The following is an 18,139-nucleotide window of genomic DNA, read 5'->3' as shown; positions in this document are numbered from 1 at the left end:
CGAGTCCACCCGCCGCACGAGCACGGTGCGGGACCCGGCCGCCCGTGCGGGCGGGCACCGTCGGCGGCCGGGGCTTTCGCGCGGGTCGCCCGCCGTGCCAGGGCGCATAGGGTGTCCGAGAAGGTGAATGATCAGTCCGCGGCCGCGAGTCCCCGTGACGGCACGGCGACCTTCACCGGGCCGCCCGGGTGACGGGCGGGCAGTGCCCAGGCGCTCAGAGAGGGACGGCGCTCGATGGACGACGCGGTGGCCCCCGAGGGCGCGAGCCACGACCGCGGGACGGCCTTTCCCCGGGGGACGGCGGACGAGCCCGGGCTGCGCCAGGGCCTGCGCCGGATGCGCCTGATCGCGACGGGGCTGCTCGTGGCCGTCGTGACCGTCTACCTGGCCGCCCAGGGCTGGCGCAGCCACGGCGGGCCCGCCTGGGCCGGCTACGTCGCCGCCGCCGCCGAGGCGGGTGTCGTCGGCGCGCTGGCCGACTGGTTCGCGGTGACCGCGCTGTTCCGGCACCCCCTCGGGCTGCCGATCCCGCACACTGCGATCATCCCGCACCGCAAGGATGCCCTCGGCCGCGGCCTGGAGAACTTCGTCAGCACGCACTTCCTCGCCGAGGACGTCATCCGGGAGAAGATCGACGGCATCGGCGTGTCCCGTCGGGTGGGGATCTGGCTGGGCGAGCCGGCGCACGCCGAACGGGTCACGACCGAGGTCGCCGAGCGGCTGTCCGCGGCGATCGCGGGGATGAACGACGAGCTCGTGGGCGAGATCGTCGAGAAGGCGGTGCTGCCGCGCATCGTCGAGCGACCCTGGGCGGGTGTGCTGGGCACGGCGCTGCGGCGGGTGCTCGACGACCGCCTGCACCACCGGCTGGTCGACGTGCTGATCGTCGAGATCCAGGACTGGCTCGTGCGCAATCCGGAGACGTTCGTCCGCCTCGTCCGCGACCAGGCCCCGGCCTGGACGCCGCAGTGGCTGGACGAGGCGGTCGCCGCCAAGGCGTACGACAAGGCTCTGGAGGCGCTGGCGGAACTGCGGACCGACCCCGACCACCGGATCCGCCAGACGATCGACCGCTTCCTCGGTGACTTCGCCGGCCGACTGGTCGCCGACCCCGGCCTCGGCGAGCAGGTCGAGCAGATCAAGCAGCGCCTGCTGGGGCACCCGGTGCGCGCGCGACGGCGTCGGGCCGCGCTGGCCCTGATAGCGGGAGCCGTACACGGCGGAGCCGTAGGAGTGCTCGGCCGGCGAGGACAGTCGGAACAGGCAGAGCTGGCCGATCTTCATCCCCGGCCACAACTTGATCGGCAGGGTCGCCACGTTCGACAGCTCCAGCGTGACGTGTCCGGAGAAGCCGGGATCGATGAAGCCCGCCGTCGAATGCGTCAGCAGGCCGAGTCGTCCCAGGCTCGACTTGCCCTCCAGCCGGCCGGCGAGATCGTCGGGCAGGGTGATGATCTCCAGCGTCGAGCCGAGTACGAACTCGCCCGGGTGCAGCACGAACGGTTCGTCGCCGTCGGGCTCGATCAGCTCGGTGAGGTCCTCCTGCTCGACCGCCGGGTCGATGTGGCTGTACCGGTGGTTGGCGAAGACCCGGAACCAGCGGTCCAGCCGTAGGTCGACGCTGGAGGGCTGGATCAGGCCCGGATCGTGGGGATCAAGGCGGACCCGGCCCGCGGTGATCTCGGCCCGGATATCCCGGTCGGACAGCAGCACGCGTACGAGCATGTCATGGCACCCGACGCGGCCGTCGTGCCCGATCGGTGTCCATCCAGATGTCACCTGCCCGTGCGCGCATGGTCACCCGTTACCTGAGTTGGGACGTAGCGTGACAGGGGTAGGGAGACGAGAGGCCCGGGCGGGACGTCGATCTCGGTGGCGCGCACCTGGGGCGGAACACGGGAACGGCGGACACAGGCGGGAGAACCATGCTCGGACTACCCGATCACGTCGAGGCATGCCTTTTCGACCTCGATGGCGTGCTTACGAACACGGCGACGGTCCACGCGGCCGCGTGGAAGGAGATGTTCGACGACTTCCTGGAGAACTGGGCCAGCCGCTCCGGCGAGCCGTTCGTTCCCTTCGATCTCGGCCGTGACTACGCCGAGTACGTCGACGGTCTTCCGCGTGCCGACGGAGTCCGCGCCTTTCTCGACTCGCGCCACATCCGCATTCCCGCGGGCACCCCGGACGACCCGCCGTCCGCCCTCACCGTCAACGCCCTCGGAACCCGCAAGAACCTGCTGGTCCAGAAGCGGATCGCCAAGGACGGTGTCGAGGTCTACCAGGGTTCCGTGACCTATCTCCAGGAGCTCGTCGACCGGAACCTGCCCCGGGCCGTCGTCTCGTCCAGCGCGAACGCCGCCGAGGTGCTGCGGGTCACCGGGCTGGACAAGCTGATCGACACGGTCGTCGACGGTCAGACCGCCGCCCGCGAGAAGCTGGCGGGTAAACCGGCGCCGGACACCTTCCTCGCCGGGGCTCGCCTGCTGGGCGTCGCGGCCGGCCAGGCGGCGGTGTTCGAGGACGCACTGGCCGGCGTGCAGGCCGGCCAGGCCGGGGAGTTCGGCTTCGTCGTGGGCGTCAACCGGCTCGACTCGGAACACGCCGACGGGCTGCGCGCGCACGGCGCCGACACCGTGGTCAGCGATCTTGCCGACCTGTTGGCGCCCAGCGGTCCCGGGAGTGGCCAGGCATGAGTGACAAGGCGACCTACCAGATCGATCCGTGGACGCTGCGGGAGTCCGGCGTCGACACCGAGGACCTCGGCCGGTCCGAGTCGCTGTTCGCGCTCTCGAACGGCCACGTCGGCCTGCGTGGCAACCTCGACGAGGGGGATCCGCACGGCCTGCCCGGTACCTATCTGAACTCCGTGCACGAACTACGGCCGTTGCCGTACGCCGAGGCGGGCTACGGCTATCCGGAGTCCGGGCAGACGGTCATCAACGTCACCAATGGCAAGCTCATCCGGCTCCTCGTTGACGACGAGCCCTTCGACATCCGTTACGGGGAGCTGCGTTCCCACGAGCGGGCGATCGACTTCCGCGAGGGTGTGCTGCGCCGCGACGTGGAATGGGTCTCGCCGGCGGGGCAGGCGATCCGGGTGCACACCGAGCGGCTGGTGTCGTTCTCCCAGCGCTCCATCGCTGCGTTCTACTACGAGGTCGAGGCGATCGGCGACCCGGCCCGGGTGGTGATCCAGTCCGAGCTGGTCGCGAACGAGCAGCTGCCCATACGCATCGGCGACCCGCGGGCTGCCGCCGCGCTGGAATCGCCGTTGCAGCCCGAGTTCGACCGGGCGCATGGCACCAAGGTCGAGACGGTCCACATCACCAGGCACAGCCAGATCCGGGTCGCCGCGGCCATGGACCACCATTTCGAGGGACCGGACTCGATGGCGGTCTACTCCGAGAGCGAGCCGGACGCGGGCCGGGTCACGGCCACGGTCGTACTGCAGCCCGGCGAGAAGCTGCGGATGGTGAAGTGGCTGGCCTATGGCTGGTCCGAGCAGCGGTCCCTGCCGGCCCTGCGCGACCAGGCCGCCGCCGCGCTCGTCGCCGGCCGCCAGACCGGCTGGGGTGGGTTGGTCCGCGAGCAGAAGGAGTACCTCGACGCGTTCTGGGCGTGCGCCGACGTGGAGGTCGACGGCGACCCGGAGGTGCAGCAGGCGGTCCGGTTCGCGCTGTTCCACGTCCTGCAGGCGGGCGCGCGGGCCGAGCGCCGGGCTATCCCGGCGAAGGGGCTGACCGGGCCCGGCTACGACGGGCACGCGTTCTGGGACTCCGAGACGTATGTCCTGCCGGTGCTTACCTACACCGCGCCGGAGGCCGCCCGCGACGCGCTGCTGTGGCGGCAGGCGACGCTGCCGATGGCCCGCGATCGCGCCGAGCTGTTCAACCTGAAGGGCGCGGCGTTCCCCTGGCGCACCATCCACGGCGAGGAGTGCTCCGGGTACTGGCCGGCGGGCACCGCCGCGTTCCACATCAACGCCGACATCGCCGATGCCGTCGCCCGCTACGTCAACGTCACCGAGGACGAGCGGTTCGAGCGCGAGGTCGGCCTGGAACTGCTGGTCGAGACCGCGCGGCTGTGGCGGTCCCTGGGCCACCACGACCTCGATGGTCGCTTCCGCATCGACGGCGTCACCGGCCCCGACGAGTACTCGGCCATCGCCGACAACAACGTGTACACGAACCTGATGGCGCAGCGGAACCTGCGCGCCGCGGTGGCCGCCGCCCGCCGCCATCCCGACCGCGCCGCCGAGCTCGGCGTCGACGCCGAGGTCACGGCGAGCTGGCGGGACGCCGCCGAGGACATGTTCATCCCGTACGACCCTCATCTCGGCGTCCACCCGCAGTCCGAGGGCTTCACCGAGCACCAGGTGTGGGACTTCGAGGGCACGTCGGCCGAGCAGTACCCGCTGCTCCTGCACTTCCCCTACTTCGACCTCTACCGCAAGCAGGTCGTCAAGCAGGCGGACCTGGTGCTCGCGATGCAGCGCTGCGGCGACGCGTTCACCCACGACGAGAAGATGCGCAACTTCGCCTACTACGAGGCGCTGACGGTCCGCGACTCGTCGCTGTCGGCGTGCTGCCAGGCCGTGCTCGCCGCCGAGTGCGGCCACCTGTCCCTCGCGCACGACTACCTGCGCGAGGCCGCGCTGATGGACCTGCGCGACATCGAGCACAACACCGGCGACGGCCTGCACATCGCCTCCCTCGCCGGCGCGTGGATCGCCCTGGTGGAGGGCTTCGGTGGCCTGCGCGACGGGGGGGAGGTCCTCGCCTTCTCCCCCCGCCTGCCCGAGGGGCTCAGTCGGCTGGCCTTCGGTCTGGGCGTGCGCGGCCGCAGCCTGCGGGTCGAGGTGTACGACGCGACGGCCACCTACACCGTCTCGGCCGGACCGGCGATGACGCTGCTCCATCACGGCAAGACCGTGCGGGTGATGCCGAACGAGCCGGTCAGCGTGGACGTCCCCCCGGCCCCCGTGCAGGACCGCCCCAGGCAGCCCGCGGGACGCCAACCCGGCAGCTTCCTGCGTCCGCCGGACCCCGGCGACAAGCAGGCCGCCGCCGCGGGCTCCGGCGGTTGCGCCACCACCTTGCCGAGCCACCGTGCCGACGTCGACGGCTGACCGCCGCGAACTAGCGCACGCGCGGCGCGACGGGACGGGCCACGCGCCCCCGTCCCGCCGCGCGGGCCACGGCATCCGGTACTATGCGGAGGCATCACGCGGGCGTAGTTCAGAGGCAGAACACGAGCTTCCCAAGCTTGCAACGCGGGTTCGATTCCCGTCGCCCGCTCCCTTGTTTGAGGCTTCTGGCCAGGCGTTTTGGGTCCGGTAGTGCGCGGCGGGTAGCACCGATCATGGTCATCGGGTGGTGCGCTGATCTAGGCTGTCCCTCGGGTCTTGCCGGGAGGATGGCCGCATGGCCTGGATTCAGGAGCGCGAATCAGGTCGACCGGCTGTCCGGTAGCAAGTTCTCACAGTTCTCCGCCGTCGCATTTCTTACCGCCAGCGGCGAGGCGGTCGCGCCGACGAGGTAAAGCGACCAGTGGGCGGCGCGGCCAGGTCCTTCCGTAGGGGCGAATCGGACACCGAGCCTTCTAGGGCGGCCGGTCGGGACCGTTCCGTGACGGAGAGTTAGAGCGAAGGTTGGCGTGACGTGCTGGCCGGCGTTGGCGGAAGCGCCACCTTCCTCTCCGTGATTTCGCAGGTCAACCATTGTCTACGCGCTTCGTCTACGGTCGTGTTCCGGGTGAATGGGGTGGGGGATTCCGGGGCCGGCTACGGTGACGCCGTGACTGAGCGGGTACGGCGTCGCTGGCCGCAGGCCCCTGTCCACAGTGCCTGCGATACCGGTCTGGTCGCGACCGCCCGGTATCAGCCCGCCCCGGCCAGCACCTGCCGCCGGGAGGCCGACGCCGATCGGGACGACGTGGGCGGTGGTCGATTCGTCGTCGTGGGGGCCTTTGTCCTGGACTGCCTGATCAGCGCCGCGGGGCTGCCGGCGTGGGGACATGATCTGCGTGCCGACGAGATGCGGACGGTGCCCGGGGGCAAGGCGTTCAACCAGGCGGTGACCCTGGCGCGGCTGGGCGCGCGGGTTGCCGCCGTGGGGGCGGTGGGGCGGGACGCGGTGGGGGTGGCCATCCGGTCGGCACTCGTCGCCGAGGGGGTCGACGTGTCCGCGATGCCGGTGGTGGAGGGCGCGGCGACGCCGGTGTGTGTGGTGCATGCTCGTCGCGACGGGGAGAAGGCGGTGGTGTGGCGGGTGCCCGAGGTACTCGCCGGCACCGCCCGGGAACTCGACGCGGCCGCGGCGGCCCTGGACGGGCAGGTCGACGCGGCGCTGGTGACGTTCGAGTTCGCCGCGCAGGCGGCCGATCTGGTGACTGCGGCGGCGAAGGGCGGCATGCGCGTGATCGTCAATCCGGCGCCCGCGGCGCGGGAACTGGACCTCGCCGACGCCGTTCCCTGGGAACTCGTCGATGTGATCGTCCCGAACGAGACGGAGGCACGTGCGCTGCTCGCCGGTCAGCCGGGCGCGCGCGGGCCGGCCGGACAGCTCGCCGACGCGGTCGGTGACCGGCTCGGCGTGCCGACGGTCTGCGTCACCCTTGCTGGACGTGGTTGCGTCCTGCGTACGGGCGGGCGGACGTCGCGTTGTCCCGCTCCGGTGGCATCGGTCGTCGACACGACCGCCGCCAGCGACGCGTTTACCGCCGTGCTCGCCGCGCGCCTCGTCGCCGGCTGGCCGCCGGCGGAGGCGGTTAGGTTGGCGCAGCGTGCCGCGGCTCTGGTGGTTGGGCGACCCGGCGGCTATGAGGCGTTACCCACCGCGGACGAACTGGCGGCAACTGTCGGTGCGCGAACGGATCAATGCCCGGGGCAGGACCATGGTGACCGTGCTCCCCTGGGGGAGGGCCTGCACCTATCGCTGGAGCGGAAAGGGTAATTCGTCAACTTTCGGCGATGGTCCGCCCTTTCATTGCTATACCGGCTAAACGGGTGCAGAGGGTTTTTCTGGGGCCCGTCACGCCCGGTCGGCACCGTGCGGGACGCTATTGTCACGGGTAGCGGAGGGAGGCGACGTCGATGACGGCGTGGAAAGCGATGATTCGTGACCCGCGGTCGGCGCGGAGTGAGGTCATGACGCTGGCCCGGTCCGCCTTCCGTGAGGCCTGGACGCGGCGCGGAACGGACGTGACCGCAGCCATGGCGAGGATGTCCTGCCTGGTCGTGGCGCCCCATCCGGATGACGAGACGCTGGGCTGCGCCGTCGCGGTCATGCGTAAGCGCGCCAGGGGCACTCCGGTGACCGTGGTGATTGTCAGTGATGGCGCCAAGGCAGAACCGGTCACACTTGCGCCGGATGAACTCGTCGAGGTCCGCGAGGCCGAGACCCGCGCGGCGTGCGCGGCGCTCGGCGTCGGTGAGACGGATGTGCTGTTCCTCGGCTTCCCGGACGCGGAGCTCGGCTCGTCGATCGACGCCATCGCGACCCGGCTGGCCGAGATCATCCGGGCGCGCGGGCCGGCACAGATCCTCGTGCCGGCGTCGTGCGAGGGGCATCCGGACCATGACGCGACCAACGAGGCGGCGATCCGCGCGGTCGCGTCGACCCGCTTCGGCGGCCAGGTGCTCGAGTACACGGTCTGGCTGTGGACGCATTGGCCGTGGACCCGCGGCTACGGCAGCCGGGACCGGTCGGTGACGCGGCTGCTGGTCGAGCCGGTCCGCCGGCTGCGGGACTGCCGGCCGCTGCTGGTCGACGGCCGCGGCCTGCGGGAGCGCCAGCGCCACGCGCTCGCCGAGCACGCCACCCAGATCGGTCGGCCCGCCGGGGGCACCGCGGGTGGCACGGCCGGCGGTGATGAGGACGTGCCGGTGACGGGCCCCCTGCTGGCGACGCTGCGTAGCCGGTACGAGGTCTACGTTCAGGCGGGCGACCTGCGGCACCTGGACTTCCCGCGCCCATGGCGCGAGGGCAGCGCCGAGGACGGGCAGGTCGATGCTGGTGCCGCGACCGGTTCAGGAGGACCGGGCTGAGCCGTGGGGGTCGCCCACGCCGCCGCGACCGGTGGTGCTGCCTGCCGTCGAGCCCGCCGGCGGCATGCCCAGCGAGGTCGGCGCGTCGAGGACCACCGGGTTCGCGACCGCCGCCGCCGGCGTCTCGACGTCGATCTTCGCTTGGCCGGTGGCGACCTCCGGTGACGCGGCGGCCCGGAGGTGGGTCCCGCGCCACCAGCCGCGCCGGCGCCCGTCGCCTGACGCCTCGAAGCGGGCGATGCCGCGGCGGTACGCATCCTCCTTGCGACGGGCGATCGTCATCGGCTCGATCTCGGCCACGCCGGCGCGGCCACGCGCGCCCACGACGGCGGCACGCGCGGGATCACGCAGGTAGGGCGCGAGTGCGCCGGCCAGCGCCTCGGCGTCACCGGGTGGGACGGCGGCACCGGCGCCCCAGCGCTCGACGAACGGCGCCACGCCGGTCCGGGTGGTGGTGACCACCGGTCGGCCGGCCGCCATCGCCTCGGCGGCGACGATCGAGAAGCTCTCGAAACGACTCGGCACGGCCACGACCCGGGCCCGCCGGTAGATCTCCCGGACCTGGTCGCCAGCGAGATGGCCGGTGAACTCGACGTCGAGGCCGAGCTCCCGCGCCCGGCGGGCCAGCCAGGGACCGGCGGGAGTCCCGTTGATCTCACCGGCGGGTCGCCCGGCGAGCAGGAGCCGGTGCGCCAGCCCGCCGGCGGCGAGTCGCGCGGACGCGTCGAGCAGCACGTCCACGCCCTTGTACTCCTCGAGACGGCCGATCGTCGCGATGGTCGGCGTCGTCGCGGCGACGTCCGGGATGCTCATCCAGGGCACGGCGTCGAAGGGGTTCGGAACCACCTCGACCGGCTGGTCGCCGAGCCAGCCGCGCTCGCGCAGGGTGTCGATGAGCAGCCGTGACGGGGAGGTGACGACATCGGCCCGGTTCGCGGACATCCGGTCGAGCCGGTCGGCGAGCCGACCCTTGCGGCCGACCGGCACACCGGCTAGCTGGACGGTGAGCATCGTCGGGCAGTGCAGGTGGATGGCGAGCGGCCGGGAGCGGCTGATCGCCTGGAGCAGTCCGCGGGTCTCGCCGTCCTGCGTTTCGATGATGTCCGGGCGCAGGCCGAGCTGGTGCAGCCAGAACGTGTAGGACAGCGGCAGGCTGGCCCGCAGACTGATCGAGTCACGCGGGTACAGCGGGCCGCGCAGCCAGGCGCCGACCGGGCCCAGGCGACGGCTTACCGGGACCCGCAACAACGGGCGGCGATGCACGTGGACGCCGTCCTGCACGGTGTCGACCACCCGGGATCCCTGCGCGCAGAGCACGTGCACCTCATGCCCGAGCTTGGCGAGGGCGATCGCGAGAGTGGCCGTGTAGCTACCCGCGCCGTCCCACACCACCGGTGGGAACTGCTCGCAGAGAAACACGACGCACAGGGCGTGGAGTGATCGGATCGAATCCGCCATGCGTCTCCGTTCCACTACCCGGACGTTGCTACAGGGGAGTTATAACAGAGATACGTTACCGCGCTTTCGCCTGCGTCTCGGCGAATCCGGGGTAAACGCTGACTGCGGTATCTGACGAATAGCACTATTAGGTAGAGATGTACGTCTTTGGGGAGGTTCGATGCTTGCGGCCTGTCGCACTGCCGCCGATGTCCCGACCCGCCCGATGGGGTCGCTTAACAAAAGTCTTCATTCGACAGGTTTGATGAGTGAATCGGTGAGTGCCTGATTACAGAAAGGTAACGCGGTTACGACGGCAACCTCGGCGAGCCTGTCCCGTCAACCCTGATAACGATTATGTCGGGCGGACCCGCGGTCGTGTTCCCTGCCCCTTGACCGACGGTCGTGGCCGGCCCGATGGGCAATCGGATCGGGGGGCCGGGCGGTACCGCCCATCGGCCGCCGGGTCGTGATCAGAATGGCGCTCGGGCGGCCGCCCCGGACTGTCACCCGTTCGTCACGTCGACAATGAAACGTAACGAAACACCGGCGGAGAGGATGGCGGGCGGGCGGGCGCCGCCGCCGCCGTGGGCTGTGGCCGACATGTCTGGAATATCGGCCGCGGTGCGAGTGGTGGCAACATCACGGGGAACAGATCGTAGGGGCGGCCCGGTAGGGTCCACGCCGGGTGGTCGCGGGGCTCCGGGACCGAGGCCCGGCGCACTGTCCATCCGACCCGCCGGGAGGTAGCGTTGCGTCCTTCGTTCCGCCCTTTCGGCCCATGGCCGGGCGGCGGAGACCCACCGGCCAGCCGGCCATCACCAGACGGGCGGCGGGCACCCGGGGGTGCCGCTGGGAGTGAACCGTCGAGCAGACCGCGGGGAGGGCGATATGTGTCACCTGTTCGCGATGAGTAGTGGCGCGAAGCCGGTCAGGGCCACATTCTGGCTGCTGGACGCGCCCGACAGCCCGCGGGCGACCGGCCGGCGAACGCCGGACGGGGCCGGGGTCGGCGCGTTCGACCCCGACGGATCACCGCGGGTGGTGAAGCAGTCGATCCGCGACCGGGCGGACACGGCATTCGCGCGGGAGCCGCAGGAGCTGTGCTCCACCACCTTCGTGGCCCACGTCCGGCATGCCTCGACCGGGCGGGCGAGCGAGGAGAATACCCACCCGTTCGTCCAGGACGCGCGAATCTTCGCCCACAACGGGGTGATCGAGGGCCTCGGCAAGCTGGACGCCGAGCTTGGCGTGGCTGGCAGCGAGGTTCACGGGGACACCGACTCCGAGCGCTTCTTCGCCCTGATCAGCAGGGAGATCCGCGCCTGTGACGGCGACGTCGGCGCGGGCATCACGGCCGCGGCCCGGTGGGTCGCGGCCAACCTGCCCCTCTATTCGATCAACCTGGTCCTCGCTACTCCCGGTGAGCTGTGGGCGCTGCGCTACCCGGATACGAACAGCCTGTACGTGCTGCGCCGCGGCCCCGGTGGGCGCAACGCGCGTCACCTCGATCACGCGAGTCCCTTCAGCGAGATCCGAGTGCGCTCGGTGGACCTGCTCGAGGAGCCAGCGGTGGTGGTCGAGAGTGAGCGTATGGACGAGGACCCACGGTGGCGGCTGATGGACAGCGGGGAGCTGCTGCATGTCGCGCCCGACCTGACGATGACGTCGCGACTGGTGCTCGACGGCCCGCCGGCGCACCAGTTGTCCCTCGATGATCTCCACCCGCAGGCGGCCGCGTCGCAGACCACCGCGGTGCCGGAGATGCCGGTTCCGGCGTCGTCCTGAGCGGAACTACCGGGCAGGTGAGCCGCCGGTCCGGCAGGCAGGCCACACCGGGCCGACGAAACCTGCCGACATGGCCGGCGTGCGCACGGGGTAGCAATCCTGATGGGGTTTGACGCGGACAGTCGCAGTTCCCTGCGCGGAAGGGGCTCGTCGTGGTACTTGAGGTCGGCAAAATTGGGCTTTGGGCAGCTCAGCGGCAGTGGCCGACGGACGTCCGTACGCGGACGGAGATCGCCGTCGAGGTGGCGGCGATGGGTATCCCGACGCTGTGGATCGGTGCGGCCAGCGGGGACCTGGAGCTCCCCGCCGCCATCCTGGATGGCACTGAAGGGCTCTCGGTCGGCACCAGCATTCTCAACATCTGGACGGAGAAGGCGGACATCGTCGCCGACCACTACGCGATGCTCGCGAAGGCGCATCCCGACCGTCTGCTGCTCGGCTTCGGCGTCGGGCACCGCGCACTGGTCGAGCAGGCCACGAGCCGTCGCTGGGAACGGCCGGTGGAGGTGCTGCTGGACTATCTCGACACCCTCGACGAGCTGGGCGTTCCCCGGGAGGATCAGGCGCTCGCCGCGCTGGGCCCGCGGGTGCTGGAAATCGCCGCGCGCCGCACCGCCGGTGCCCTGCCCTACCTGGTGAACCCCGAGCACACCCGCAAGGCCCGGGCCGTCGTCGGACCGGACGCGCTGCTCGCGCCGGAACAGAAGGTCGTGTTGGAGACCGATCCCGGCAGGGCTCGTGCGACCGCCCGCCGGCGGCTCGCGGCCTATCTGGCCATGCCGAACTACACGAACAACCTGCGCCGGCTCGGCTACACCGACGACGACCTGGCGGGCGGCGGTTCGGATCGGCTGGTGGACGACCTCGTCGCCTGGGGGGACATCGACACGGTGCTGGCCCGGGTCGCCGAACATCATGCGGCGGGGGCTGATCACGTCGCTGTGCAGGTGCTGACGGACGACCCCGCCGCGCTGCCGCGCGCGCAGTGGGCCCGCCTCGCGGAGTCGATCAGCTCCTGAGCCAGCCCGGACCGGCCCGGCGGGTCGGCTGAGCAGCGGGGCAGCCAACTCGGCCAGGTCAGGCGAGGGTCGGCTCGGGTGGTAGTCTGTCTGGCAACCGATCAATTCGCCTGCCCTGTGTCTGCGGCCGAGTCACGGAGAGTGACGCATGTCCGCAGAAGGTTCCGCGTTCCCGCGCCCAGACGCTGAGTACGACGCCACGCAGGACAAGGCCACCAAGGTTCCCGCCGCTCGCGACGGTGAGTCCGTTTCGACGCCGACGGCCCCCCGCGACATGATCGCCGCCGCCACGACCGTCGACGCCGGCTCGGAGCTCGTCGAGAGCCTGATGACGGGCATGAGCCCGAACGAGCGCGGCCGCCTGATCGAAATGATCAACTCGTCGATCGAGGCCGAGCGCCTGGCTGCCTTCGACGGAACCGTGCGGCGCCAGGTCGATGTCGGGGTTCGGCGTCGTCGCTCGTCGCGGGAACTGGCGCACGAACACGACGGCCAGGTGGGGCGCCCGGCAGCGGGCAACGGGGCGGACCCGGCCGACGGTCTGGTCGCGTCGCCGGATGTCGACGACGCCCGTGCCTAGTCGGTAGCCCGCCGCGATGCGCTGTCCCGCAGGGATCGCACGGTGAGGGGCCGGCCCGGCGGACGGCGGCCGCGGTCGTAGGCCGCACCCACCGCATCCCGATTCCGTACGGTAGAGGTTGCGTGGCCGCCGGTTACCGCACGCGTGGTGGTCACCGGGCCGGTTGCGAGAACGGGCAGGTAGCGCCAGCTGTGGTCCGGCAGAACGAACCGGCGGCGGTGGTGCCGCCGGCCGGTGTCAGGCATGTCCCGCAAGGCCGTCGGGGCTCGACGGACACCCGGGGACCGACGGATGATCGAGACACATCCGATGGCCGGGACACATCCGATGGCCGGGACGCGTCGGGTGCCGGAGAGCCCGGGGACGTGCGGCCGCGCGAGGACGCGGCGGACTCCGAGCCCGCCGGGGAGTCCCCGGCGCCGCCGGACCGCCAGTCCGGGCGGAAGCGGTAGGTGCCTGGCGGGCGAGCGGGTTCCCTGGACGGCCGGGGACGCCCGGGCCGACGAGGCGGGAGCGCGAACGTGGAAATCGACAAGGTGCTGCTGGATACCAGCCTGGCGAGGCTGCACCACCTCGTGCCCAGTCAGATCGAGCTCGCCAAGCTGGTCAGCGAGGTCGTCCGCGCGGTCACGGAGATCTTCGACCTGGCCGGAGCGGGCGTGCTGCTGGTCGACGCGGACCGGGCCCTGCGCAGCATCGCCGCCTCCGACGCCACGGGCGCGCTGCTCGAACGCGCCCAGGAGGAGTTCGGCGAGGGTCCGTGCATCGAGTCGTTCATCATCGACGAGATGGTCGAGTCGGGCGACATCGCCTCGGATGGCCGGTGGCCACGCGTGACGCCGACGCTGCTCGCCGGGGGTGTGCGAGCGGTCCTGGGGGTGCCGGTCCGCCTCGGCGGCGGGCCGATCGGCACGCTCAACGTCGCCGACGACCATCCGCGGGTCTGGACCGACAGCGAGCGGGACGCGGTCGGCCATTTCGGTGCGGTGCTGGAGAACCTGCTTCTCGTCGGCCTGGTCGCCGACCGCAACGACCGGCTGGCGCGGCAGTTGCAGTACGCGCTGGACTACCGGGTTCCCATTGAGCGCGCGGTCGGCCATCTCATGGCGACCATGCGAACTGATCCGATAACGGCCTTCGAGAAGTTGCGCCGCACCGCGCGGGACGAGCGCCGCAAGGTGTCCGACCTGGCCGAGGAGATTCTCGCCGGCCGGCGTAGGTTGTGACCGACCGGCGGTTGACCCCAGGTCGTGATCGGGGGACAGCCGGCTGGTGGGCGTAACGGCCGGGTGGTTGCCTGTCGTCATGTTGACAGCGCCTGGGGGCGTTCTCGCCTGGCCTGCCAGGTGCGGCGTCCGTGACGATGGCCTCACCGGAGTGGCGCCGCGGGGACGCGCGGCCGGGTCGGTTTCCCGGACGAGGGTATTGCCGGGCCCGATCTCCGCACCGCACTTCAGCCGCAAGGTGACGTACGCGAAAGGAGGCGAATGATCGAGGCACAAGGGCTCACCAAGCGTTATGGACGAACGGTCGCCGTCAACGACCTGTCCTTCACGGTGCAGCCCGGCAGGGTAACGGGATTCCTGGGGCCGAACGGCGCGGGCAAGTCCACGACCATGCGCATGATTCTCGGACTCGACAACCCGAGCGCCGGTACGGTCCGGATCAACGGCAAGCGGTACAGCGAGCTGGACCGGCCGTTGCTGCAGGTCGGCGCGCTGTTGGACGCGAAGTGGGTGCACCCGAACCGGTCGGCGCGCTCGCATCTGCGCTGGATCGCGGCGTCCAACCGGATCCCGGTCAAGCGGGTCGACGAGGTCCTGGAGGCCGTCGGCCTGACATCCGTGGCCGGCAAGCGTGCCGGTGGCTTCTCGCTCGGCATGTCGCAGCGGCTGGGGATCGCCACCGCGCTGCTGGGTGACCCCGGCGTGCTGCTGTTCGACGAGCCCGTGAACGGACTCGACCCGGAGGGCATCCTCTGGATCCGCCAGTTCATGCATCGGCTCGCGGACGAGGGACGCACGGTCTTCGTCTCCAGCCACCTGCTGTCCGAGATGGCGCTGACGGCGCAGGATCTCATCGTCATCGGCCGGGGTCGACTCATCGCCCAGACCAGCACCCGCGAGTTCATCGACACGGCGTCGGAGTCGGTGGTGCGGGTCCGCGGGCCGGAGATGGAACGGCTGCACGGGGTGCTCACGAGCCAGGGCCTGACCGTCCGCGACGCCCCGGAGGGCGACGACGGCCCGGCGGCGCTGGTCGTCCCGAACGCCAGTACCGAGCAGATCGGCGAGCTGGTCGGCAAGGTCGGGCTGGTGCTGCACGAGCTGGCCACCAAGCGCGGCTCGCTGGAGCAGGCGTTCATCCAGCTCACCGGCCAGGACGTGGAATATCAGGCCGGCGTGCCAGGGGTTCCCGGCGGCGGGCCGGTGGCGCCGCCGCAGGCCACGGGCGGGATCTTCACACCGCCGGCGAACGCGACGGCGCCGGGAGGGGACGGGCGATGACGCTGCTCACCGTGGAACGGATCAAGCTACTCTCCACCCGGTCGCCCTGGTGGTGCATGATCCTCTCGACCGCCCTCACCGTGGGACTGACCGTGATCTTCGCGGCCACGGTGAAGGGGTCGGACGTGGCCGACTTCGACGTCGGTACCACCCAGTTCGCATACAACTTCGGGCTCGTCGTGATGATGGTGATGTCCACCCTGGCCGTCACCACCGAGTACCGCTTCGGCACCATCCGTTCGACCTTCCTCGCGGTGCCGACCCGGACGCCGGCGCTGGTGGCGAAGGGCGTGGTGGTCGCGGGTCTGGCGGGCCTCGTCGGGGAGATCACGGCGATCGGTTCGTGGGGCCTGGCGAAGGTCATCCAGCCGGACGCGCCGCTGTCGCTCAGCACGGCGAACGAGTACCGCAACGTGTTCGGTGTCGGCTTGGTCTACCTGCTGGCCTCGGTGTTCGCGATGGCCATCGGCCTGATCGTCCGACAGTCCGCCGGCGCGATCGTGATCGAGCTCGTCTACCTGTTCCTGCTGGAGAACCTGCTGCCGGCGATCCCCCGGATCGGCGATCACATTCAGCACTGGCTGCCGTTCACGACCGGTGACAACTTCATCGTCGCGAACCAGCCGCACCACTCCGACGGCCCGCCGGTGATCGACGGCATGCCGTTCGGGCCGTGGGGCTCCCTGCTGTACTTCGCCGCCGTCTGCATAGGGCTCTTCGTGATCGGCTGCGTGCTCGCGAAGAAGCGCGACGCCTGAGGACGGCCGCCGCGGCCAGCACCGCCGAGCCGCGTCGCTCCGAGTAATACAGTTACTCGGAGTGACGTAGCTTAGCGGTGGGAGGTCGGCATCACGCCAGCGCCGGTCGTCCCATGCCCCGCGCGCGGCGCGTGGCCGCCACGGGTGCCGACGCTGGATCCGTACCTGCTGCGCGGCGCGGTGCGGGCCGCGATCGTCGCGCCGGCCGTGCTTGCGGTCGGCTACCACCTGTTCGATCGGGTGCTGCTCGGCCTGTTCGCCTGGTTCGGGGCCTTCGCACTCCTGCTGTTCGTCGACTTCGACGGCCCGCCCCGCCTCCGCCTCACCGCCTACGCCGGCCTGGCGCTCGCCGGCATGCCCATGGTCGTCCTGGGCACGATGCTGTCCGGTTCGCCGTGGACGGCCTGCGCCGGGATGGCGGTCGTGGCCTTCGGTGTCCTGTTCGCCGGGGTGATCAATTCCTGGCTGGCGGTAGCGGGGCCGGCCCTGCTACTGGCCTTCGTCCTGCCGGTGACGAATCCGGGCGGCCTGTCAGCCAGCTGGGAACGGCTTGCCGGGTGGGGCCTGGGCACCGGATCCGCCCTGGTCGCCGTCTCGGTGCTCTGGCCCACCAGCCCCCCGGACGAGGTTCGCCGTGCCCTGGCCGCGGCCTGCCGGGCGCTGGCCGACTGCGTCAGCCAGAGCGACACCGACACCGGCCCGGACGCCGGCCATGGCGGGGAGCCCGGGGTTGGGGAGCCCGGGGCCGCAGAAGGATCACGGGTGATGGCCGGCGTGGTTCGCGCGTCGGTCGCGGAGGTGCGGCGACGGTTCGCCGCCACGGCTCATCGCCCGACCGGGGCAGGGGGCCGCACTGCCGCGCTGGGCCAGGTGGTGGTCGACCTCAACTGGCTGGTCCCCTTCGTGCTCGCCGTGCCCGCCGACGCGGCGGCGCGCCGCTGCTTTCCCGACACGTCCGCCGAGCTGCGCGCGGCCGTCGCGGACACCCTGCACGGCGCGGCCGGCGAGCTGGAGCGGTACGGAAGGCCACGGAGGTCGTCGGGCGTCGCCGCCAGGGCCGGATCGAGTGGGACCGGCCCTGGCGGACGGTCCCACCCGCGGCTCGGGGTGGAGCGCGTGACCCGGGCGGCGGCGGCCATCGACGAGGCGCTGCTGCAGGCCGTGGCCCGACCGGTCGTCGACGGCGCTCGGCCGGACCCGGCGGGTCCCGGGGCCACGGTGGCCGAGGCATTCCGGCTGCGCCAGCTGGCGCTGCGGACCCGGCACCTCGCCCTGCACACGCTGGTCGCCACCGCCGCCCCCCGGCACGTCCCGCGGCCGGCGGCCCGGATCCGCTGGCGACGGACCCGGACGCGGCTGCGGCTGGTCGGCGAACTGGCCGCCGGCTATGCCAACGTGCGGGCGATCTGGTTCCGCAACAGCGTCCGCATCGCCGCCGGGCTCACCCTCGCGGTCGCCGTGACCCGGGTGACCGGGCTGCAGCACGGCTTCTGGGTGGTCCTGGGAACCCTGTCCGTGCTGCGCTCGAACGTGGTTGCCACCGGGCGCACGGTGCTGCGGGCGCTGGCGGGCACGGCGGTCGGCATCGCCGTGGGCGCGGGCGCGATTCTCCTGGTCGGCACGGCGGTCCCGATGCTGTGGACGTTGCTGCCGATCGCCGTGCTGATCGCCGGCTACGCCCGCAAGGCGAACGCTCCCGCCGCGGGTCAGGCCGGCTTCACCGTTGCTGTGGTGCTGCTGTTCAACCTGGTGGAGCCGGCGGGCTGGCGCATCGGCCTGGTGCGCGTCGAGGACGTCGTCCTCGGGTTCGCCGTCAGCCTCGCCGTCGGCGTGCTGCTGTGGCCGTCCGGCGCCGCGGCCGCGCTGGTCCGTGAGCGGACCGCCGTCGCCTACCGCCAGGCGGCCGACCTGCTCGTCGACACCGCCGCGAGGCCCCCGGCCCGCGTCGAGTCAGTGGCCGCCACCGCGGGCACGGCCGCCACCGCGGGCACGGCCACCAC

The 18,139-nt window shown here is 71.6% G+C and carries 12 protein-coding genes, 1 tRNA gene and 2 pseudogenes; 13 read left to right on the top strand and 2 right to left on the bottom strand.

Annotated features, from left to right (window positions below):
* Positions 1 to 234: 234 nt before the first annotated feature.
* A pseudogene (locus MXD58_RS05950) lies at positions 235 to 1,131 on the top strand (DUF445 domain-containing protein); the annotation flags it as partial.
* 30 nt (positions 1,132 to 1,161) lie between these two features.
* Here the strand turns inward: MXD58_RS05950 and dcd are convergent.
* Positions 1,162 to 1,713: pseudogene (gene dcd / locus MXD58_RS05945) on the bottom strand (dCTP deaminase); the annotation flags it as partial.
* A 212-nt stretch (positions 1,714 to 1,925) separates the two neighbouring features.
* Here dcd and MXD58_RS05940 point away from each other — a divergent pair.
* The 5 genes from MXD58_RS05940 to MXD58_RS05920 all read left to right on the top strand — a co-directional run bounded on the left by MXD58_RS05940 (position 1,926) and on the right by MXD58_RS05920 (position 8,050).
* Positions 1,926 to 2,696 (top strand): HAD family hydrolase, encoded by a 771-nt coding sequence (locus tag MXD58_RS05940; protein WP_248838241.1) that lies wholly within the window; start codon positions 1,926 to 1,928, stop codon positions 2,694 to 2,696.
* A complete protein-coding gene (locus MXD58_RS05935; protein ID WP_248838240.1) occupies positions 2,693 to 5,131 on the top strand; it encodes a glycoside hydrolase family 65 protein in 2,439 nt (812 codons plus the stop codon). The genes MXD58_RS05940 and MXD58_RS05935 overlap by 4 nt, the downstream gene beginning before the upstream one ends.
* Positions 5,132 to 5,229: 98 nt before the next feature.
* Positions 5,230 to 5,300, top strand: a tRNA-Gly gene (locus MXD58_RS05930).
* Between the two features lie 498 nt (positions 5,301 to 5,798).
* Positions 5,799 to 6,956 (top strand): carbohydrate kinase family protein, encoded by a 1,158-nt coding sequence (locus tag MXD58_RS05925; protein ID WP_248838239.1) that lies wholly within the window; start codon positions 5,799 to 5,801, stop codon positions 6,954 to 6,956.
* A 194-nt stretch (positions 6,957 to 7,150) separates the two neighbouring features.
* Entirely contained in the window at positions 7,151 to 8,050 is a 900-nt protein-coding gene (locus MXD58_RS05920) for a PIG-L deacetylase family protein (protein ID WP_248838238.1), read from the top strand.
* On the opposite strand, the gene MXD58_RS05915 is transcribed toward MXD58_RS05920, so the two are convergent.
* Complete coding sequence (locus tag MXD58_RS05915; protein ID WP_248838237.1) at positions 8,033 to 9,508, bottom strand: glycosyltransferase family 4 protein; 1,476 nt, start codon at positions 9,506 to 9,508, stop codon at positions 8,033 to 8,035. The two genes, MXD58_RS05920 and MXD58_RS05915, sit on opposite strands and share 18 nt — an antisense overlap.
* 870 nt (positions 9,509 to 10,378) lie before the next feature.
* Here MXD58_RS05915 and MXD58_RS05910 point away from each other — a divergent pair.
* From MXD58_RS05910 to MXD58_RS05880, 7 genes are all read left to right on the top strand, one after another.
* The gene (locus MXD58_RS05910; RefSeq protein WP_248838236.1) at positions 10,379 to 11,275 is read left to right on the top strand and encodes a class II glutamine amidotransferase; all 897 of its coding nucleotides are present in this window, start codon (positions 10,379 to 10,381) and stop codon (positions 11,273 to 11,275) included.
* Between the two features lie 152 nt (positions 11,276 to 11,427).
* A complete protein-coding gene (locus tag MXD58_RS05905; protein WP_248838235.1) occupies positions 11,428 to 12,294 on the top strand; it encodes an LLM class F420-dependent oxidoreductase in 867 nt (288 codons plus the stop codon).
* Positions 12,295 to 12,442: 148 nt separating this feature from the next.
* Positions 12,443 to 12,874 carry a hypothetical protein gene (locus tag MXD58_RS05900; protein ID WP_248838234.1) on the top strand — a complete coding sequence of 144 codons (432 nt, stop codon included), beginning with the start codon at positions 12,443 to 12,445 and terminating at the stop codon, positions 12,872 to 12,874.
* Positions 12,875 to 13,395: 521 nt separating this feature from the next.
* Positions 13,396 to 14,100, top strand: a complete 705-nt coding sequence (locus tag MXD58_RS05895) for a GAF and ANTAR domain-containing protein (RefSeq protein WP_248838233.1) — start codon at positions 13,396 to 13,398, stop codon at positions 14,098 to 14,100.
* Between the two features lie 261 nt (positions 14,101 to 14,361).
* Positions 14,362 to 15,381 (top strand): ABC transporter ATP-binding protein, encoded by a 1,020-nt coding sequence (locus tag MXD58_RS05890; RefSeq protein WP_248838232.1) that lies wholly within the window; start codon positions 14,362 to 14,364, stop codon positions 15,379 to 15,381.
* Positions 15,378 to 16,139, top strand: a complete 762-nt coding sequence (locus MXD58_RS05885) for a hypothetical protein (RefSeq protein ID WP_248838231.1) — start codon at positions 15,378 to 15,380, stop codon at positions 16,137 to 16,139. The genes MXD58_RS05890 and MXD58_RS05885 overlap by 4 nt, the downstream gene beginning before the upstream one ends.
* A gap of 144 nt (positions 16,140 to 16,283) precedes the next feature.
* Positions 16,284 to 18,139 (top strand): FUSC family protein (locus MXD58_RS05880; protein WP_250609099.1); only part of this gene is annotated, 1,856 nt, incomplete at its 3' end.

The sequence above is a fragment of the Frankia sp. AgKG'84/4 genome (assembly GCF_023242965.2).
GTDB lineage: Bacteria > Actinomycetota > Actinomycetes > Frankiales > Frankiaceae > Frankia.
Note: the sequence above shows the minus strand (reverse complement) of the source record. Positions and strands in the feature narration are given on the sequence as shown.

Excerpts from the sequence above, each read along its gene's own strand:
- MXD58_RS05935 (WP_248838240.1), top strand. The coding sequence starts at position 2,693 with ATGAGTGACAAGGCGACCTACCAGATCGATCCGTGGACGCTGCGGGAG.
- MXD58_RS05915 (WP_248838237.1), bottom strand. The coding sequence starts at position 9,508 with ATGGCGGATTCGATCCGATCACTCCACGCCCTGTGCGTCGTGTTTCTC.
- MXD58_RS05910 (WP_248838236.1), top strand. The coding sequence starts at position 10,379 with ATGTGTCACCTGTTCGCGATGAGTAGTGGCGCGAAGCCGGTCAGGGCC.
- MXD58_RS05920 (WP_248838238.1), top strand. The coding sequence starts at position 7,151 with ATGACGCTGGCCCGGTCCGCCTTCCGTGAGGCCTGGACGCGGCGCGGA.
- MXD58_RS05940 (WP_248838241.1), top strand. The coding sequence starts at position 1,926 with ATGCTCGGACTACCCGATCACGTCGAGGCATGCCTTTTCGACCTCGAT.
- MXD58_RS05900 (WP_248838234.1), top strand. The coding sequence starts at position 12,443 with ATGTCCGCAGAAGGTTCCGCGTTCCCGCGCCCAGACGCTGAGTACGAC.
- MXD58_RS05890 (WP_248838232.1), top strand. The coding sequence starts at position 14,362 with ATGATCGAGGCACAAGGGCTCACCAAGCGTTATGGACGAACGGTCGCC.
- MXD58_RS05885 (WP_248838231.1), top strand. The coding sequence starts at position 15,378 with ATGACGCTGCTCACCGTGGAACGGATCAAGCTACTCTCCACCCGGTCG.